This is a genomic window from Aquabacterium sp. UBA2148 (assembly GCF_002328915.1).
Taxonomy (GTDB): domain Bacteria; phylum Pseudomonadota; class Gammaproteobacteria; order Burkholderiales; family Burkholderiaceae_C; genus Aquabacterium; species Aquabacterium parvum.
The window spans coordinates 11,296-16,241 of record NZ_DCXA01000146.1; the positions used below are offsets into that span (position 1 = coordinate 11,296).

General features: G+C 67.4%; 6 protein-coding genes and 1 pseudogene. All 7 read left to right on the forward strand.

The window, feature by feature from the left end:
- Positions 1–767, forward strand: a pseudogene (locus tag B2W70_RS08005) (hypothetical protein); the annotation flags it as partial.
- 23 nt (positions 768–790) lie between these two features.
- Positions 791–1,582: a CHAP domain-containing protein gene (locus B2W70_RS08010; protein WP_286744571.1), complete on the forward strand. Its 792-nt coding sequence runs from the start codon at positions 791–793 to the stop codon at positions 1,580–1,582.
- A 44-nt stretch (positions 1,583–1,626) separates the two neighbouring features.
- Positions 1,627–1,968 carry a zinc ribbon domain-containing protein YjdM gene (locus tag B2W70_RS08015; protein WP_058086843.1) on the forward strand — a complete coding sequence of 114 codons (342 nt, stop codon included), beginning with the start codon at positions 1,627–1,629 and terminating at the stop codon, positions 1,966–1,968.
- Positions 1,969–2,138: 170 nt separating this feature from the next.
- Complete coding sequence (locus B2W70_RS08020; protein WP_058086842.1) at positions 2,139–2,843, forward strand: Hcp family type VI secretion system effector; 705 nt, start codon at positions 2,139–2,141, stop codon at positions 2,841–2,843.
- Between the two features lie 42 nt (positions 2,844–2,885).
- On the forward strand, positions 2,886–3,164 hold the full coding sequence (locus B2W70_RS08025; protein ID WP_083505859.1) for an ATP-binding protein: 279 nt from the start codon (positions 2,886–2,888) through the stop codon (positions 3,162–3,164).
- Between the two features lie 97 nt (positions 3,165–3,261).
- Positions 3,262–3,909 (forward strand): DUF47 domain-containing protein, encoded by a 648-nt coding sequence (locus B2W70_RS08030; protein ID WP_058086841.1) that lies wholly within the window; start codon positions 3,262–3,264, stop codon positions 3,907–3,909.
- Positions 3,910–3,928: 19 nt separating this feature from the next.
- Positions 3,929–4,939, forward strand: a complete 1,011-nt coding sequence (locus B2W70_RS08035) for an inorganic phosphate transporter (RefSeq protein WP_058086840.1) — start codon at positions 3,929–3,931, stop codon at positions 4,937–4,939.
- The last annotated feature ends 7 nt before the right edge of the window (positions 4,940–4,946 follow it).

Sequence of the window (4,946 nt, forward strand, 5' to 3'; positions counted from 1 at the left end):
ACCGCATCGCCGAAGGCACCGACCGCATGCTCGAGCCGGTGCTGCGCGCACCCGGTGGCGCCATGTGGGGCCAGATGAAGCTCAACGCCATCCGCGCCAGCGAAGACCCGCAAGGTGGCGTGCGCCTGGCGGTGGAGCGGCTGAAAAAGCTCAAGGCCGAGGTGCCGGGCCTGGAGATCCACCTGGTGGGCCACTCCGCCGGCTCCATCGTGCTGGGCTCGATGCTCAAGCAGATGTCGGCAGCGGGCCTCAAGGCCGCCAGCACGCGCCTGTTCGCGCCGGCCTGCACCACGCGCTTTGCGCTCGACCACTACGTGCCGGCCGTGCAAAAGGGCGTGTTGCCCGCCGAGCACTTCCACATCCACACCCTGTCCGACAAGAACGAGCTCGACGACACCGTGGGGCCGTACCGCAAGTCGCTGCTCTACCTCGTGAGCCGCTCGTTCGAGGACGTGCACAAGATGCCGCTGCTGGGCATGGCCCGCAACTTCGACCCCGCCACCACCCAGCCCGATGCGGCCGACGACAGCTGGGCCCGCGACCGCGTGGCCGATGTGCGCCGCTGGCAGGACTTCTGGCGGGGCCTGCCCCATGGCGGCGCCAACTTGCACCTGCTCGACGCGCGCAGCATCTCCAACGGCTCGGGCAGCGAGCCCTCCACCCACGGCTGCTTCGACAACTCGGTCGAGCTGGTCGGCCAAGCCCTGGGCTACATCGTCAACCCGGCCAAGCCGGTGCCCGTCAAGGTCGAACGACTGGACTACTGAAACCCCGCAACAGGCAAACAACCATGAAATACCCAGGTCGTGTCATCAAGTCGGGAGAAACCGACGCCCGCATCGTCAAGGCGCTCAAGACCGCGCTCAACCAGGCCCTGGCCTTGCGCGGCGGCGAAGCCATCGTGCTCGACGCCGACAACCCCCTGTTCGGCCCGCGCATGAAGCAGGCCGTCAAGCTCTTTCAGGCGCGCAATGTCGACAGCCAGCTCCAGCCGCTGAAGGTCGATGGCGAGGTGGGCTCGCTCACCTGGGAGGCCCTGTTCGGCACCCAGCGCGTGCCCCAGGTCGAGGTCAAGCCCAAGGGCCTGGCCGCGCAGGTGCTGGCGCAGGCGGGGGCCGCAGCCGATGCCGGGGTGCGCGAGCAGCCGCGCAACAGCAACCGGGGCCCCGAGGTCGACGAATACCTGCGCCGTGCCGGTGTGCCGTCGGGCCTGGCCTGGTGCTGCGCCTTCACCTATTACTGTTTCGACGAAGCCGCCAAGGGCCTGGGCATCGACAACCCCATGTACCGCACCGCCGGCTGCCTGGCCCACTGGAACAAGGCCGAGGCACATGGCGGCACCCGCCTGCTGGCGCGCGATGCGGTCGCCGACCCGGGGCTCATCCAGCCCGGCATGGTCTTCATCATGGACTTTGGTGGCGGCATGGGCCACACCGGTTTCGTCGAGCGCGTCGAAGGGGGCTACCTCCACACCATCGAGGGCAACACCGATGCCTCGCAAACGCGCGAAGGCGGCGGCGTCTACCGCCTCAAGCGCAAGGTGGGCAGCATCAACAAGGGCTTCATCCGCTACAAGGGCTGACGCGCATCAGGGGGGCGGCAAAGGCTCGGGCGTACCATTGCCGAATGAGCACCCTGCCCCCTTGCCCCCAATGCGCCTCGGCCTACACCTACGAAGACGGCGCCAACCTCGTCTGCCCTGAATGCGGCCATGAATGGAGCGCCAGCGCAGCCACCGAGGCAGAGCCCGCCGCCAAGGTCTGGAAAGACGCCCACGGCAACGTGCTGCAGGATGGCGACACCGTCACCCTGGTCAAGGACCTGAAGATCAAGGGATCCTCCTCGGTCATCAAGGTCGGCACCAAGGTCAAGAACATCCGCCTGATCGAAGGCGACCACGACATCGACTGCAAGGTCGAAGGCTTCGGGCCGATGCAGCTCAAGTCCGAGTTCATCAAGAAGGCCTGAGCCGGTCTGGGTCACGCCTGTCCGGCGCCGTTGCCAGGCTGGCGCCGTTGACAAGTTAGGGGGGAGGGCTTGCCGGCCGCACGCCGGGCAAGCAGGCTCGTGGGTGGCCTTCGCAGTCCGCTCGTCATCGCTCGGAGGCCTTGTTGCCACCACCTGACGAGGGAGTCCCCATGTCCAAGCTGTTCACCCCCCGACTGTTCACCCGCCTGGCCGCGCTGGCCCTGATCGCCCCCTTGTCGCTGCCAGCATCGGCCGCGCTCGACACCTACCTGAAAGTGCCCGGCGCGCCCGGCGAGAGCACCGACAAGGATCACGCCAAGGAAATCGAGCTCCTGTCCTGGTCCTGGGGCGCCACCAACCTGGGCAAGGACGGGGTGCTGCTCGCGCCCTTCACCTGGACGCAGCAGCTCGACAGCGCCTTCGTGCCCTTGTTCCTCGGCCTGGTCAACGACACCAATTTCGATCCGGTGGAGCTGGCCGTGCGCCGCGTCGGTGAACGCATCTCCAGCGACTTTTTCGAGATGACCTTCTCCGACGCCCACGTGCTCAGCCTGTCCACGTCGGGCACCGATGAAAGCGTCATCGTCACCGGCTCCATGAGCTACAGCGCCATCGCCATGAGCTATTGCCCGCAGGATGCCCGGGGCGGTCTGGGGCCCTGTGTCAAGGGCTCGTTCAGGCCGACCAGCACCGGTGCCATGTCGTTCTCCGGGGACGCGCAAGTGCTGCGTGGTCTGGCCGAAGCGGGTGGCAAGGTCAACTTCGCCATCACCACCGTGCCCGAGCCCTCTGCGGTGGCAGCGGCCCTGGGCGGCCTGACCTGGCTCGGCGGCGTGGCGTGGCGTCGGCGCGAGGCGGCCCGCACCCGCGGCTGAATGTGAGTGCACGGCGCGGCAGCTCGCCTTAAGCTGCGAGCCATGCCCGCTGTTGCCCTGCCCCGCATCGACGCGCCGCGCTGCACCGGTTGCGGCCGGTGCGTGGCGGCCTGCCCGCCCCAGGTGATCTGGCTGCAGGCCACTGGCCCCAGGGGCTGGGGGCCGAAGCGGGCCGAGTTGCACGACGTCTCCGGCTGCACCGGTTGCGCGCGCTGTGCACGGGTCTGTCCTTTTGGCGTGATCCGCATGGAAAAAGCGGCCCCAGGCCCGGCCCCTCTCGGCGGCGCGCTGGCGCCCAACGATCCCCCTCCGGTAAAATAGGCCGTTTGGACCATTCGTGATGCCATGCGGGTGTCATGAAAAGTCAGCCACGCCCTGTGGCGCGTCACCCCCGCGCCCGGAGAGAGAGACCCTCGCCATGATCTTTGGAAAGCTGCTGCCCCGTGAGGGCAATTTTTTTGAGCTGTTCAACCAGCACGCCAACCACATCGTGACGGCCGCCCACGCCTTCGCCCAGCTGGTTCGCAACTACAACGACCCGGCCCTGCGCGAGAAGTACAACCGCGACGTGGACGCCGCCGAGGCCGCAGCCGACACCATCAACCGCGAAGTCAACCGCCTGCTGCACACCACCTTCATCACCCCGATCGACCGCGAGCAGATCTTCTCGCTGATCAACACGATGGACGATGTGGCCGACCTGATGCAGGACGCCGCCGAGACCATGGCCCTGTACGACGTGCGTCGCATGACCGACGAGATCGAGCGCCTGACCGACCTGTGCGTCAAGAGCGCCGAGCGAGTCAAGGACGCCGTCGCCCTGCTGCACGACATCGGCGACGCCAAGACCGCCCAGGCCGCGCTCAAGACCTGCGAAGAAATCGACCAGCTCGAAAGCGATGCCGACCGCGTCATGCGCGCCGCCATGAGCAAGCTCTTCCGCGAAGAGCCCGATGTGCGCGAGGTCATCAAGCTCAAGGCCATCTACGAGCTGCTGGAAACCGTCACCGACAAGTGCGAAGACGTGGCCAAGCTCATCGAGGGCGTGATCCTCGAGAACTCCTGATCCGCCCCGGAGCCAAGACATGGAACCCATGCAAACGGCCCTTTGGGTCGTGATGGCGCTGGTGGTGCTGGCCCTGCTGTTCGACTTCATGAACGGCTTTCACGACGCGGCCAACTCCATCGCCACCGTCGTCTCGACCGGCGTGCTGCGCCCCAGCCAGGCGGTGCTCTTCGCGGCCTTCTTCAACTTCGTGGCCATCTTCGTCTTCCACCTCAGCGTGGCGGCGACGGTGGGCAAGGGCATCGCCGACGCGGGGGTCATCGACACCCACGTGGTGTTCGGGGCGCTGACCGGGGCCATCACCTGGAACGTGATCACCTGGTACTACGGCATCCCCAGCAGCTCCTCGCACGCCCTGATCGGCGGCATCGTCGGCGCGGTCATCGCCAAGGCAGGGGCCAGTGCCCTGATCGCCACCGGCATCATCCGCACGGTCACCTTCATCTTCGTTTCGCCGCTGCTGGGCTTCACACTCGGCTCGCTGATGATGGTGCTGGTGGCTTGGATCTGCCGCCGCACGCCGCCCTCCAAGGTGGACCGCTGGTTCCGCCGGCTGCAGCTGGTCTCGGCCGGCGCCTACAGCCTGGGCCACGGCGGCAACGACGCCCAGAAGACCATCGGCATCATTTGGATGCTGCTGATCTCCACCGGCTACGCCGCTGCGGGCGACAAGGCCCCGCCCACCTGGACCATCGTGGCGTGTTACGCCGCCATCGGCCTGGGCACCATGTTCGGCGGCTGGCGCATCGTGCGCACCATGGGCCAGAAGATCACCAAGCTCAAGCCCGTGGGCGGCTTCTGCGCCGAAACCGGGGGCGCGCTGACGCTGTTCATCGCCACCGGCCTGGGCGTGCCCGTCTCCACCACCCACACCATCACCGGCGCCATCGTCGGCGTGGGCTCGGTGCAGCGCGCCTCGGCCGTGCGCTGGGGCGTGGCTGGCAACATCGTCTGGGCCTGGATCCTGACCATCCCGGCCTCGGCGTTCGTGGCCGCCGTTGCATACTGGGTGAGCCTGCAGCTGTACTGACCTCAAC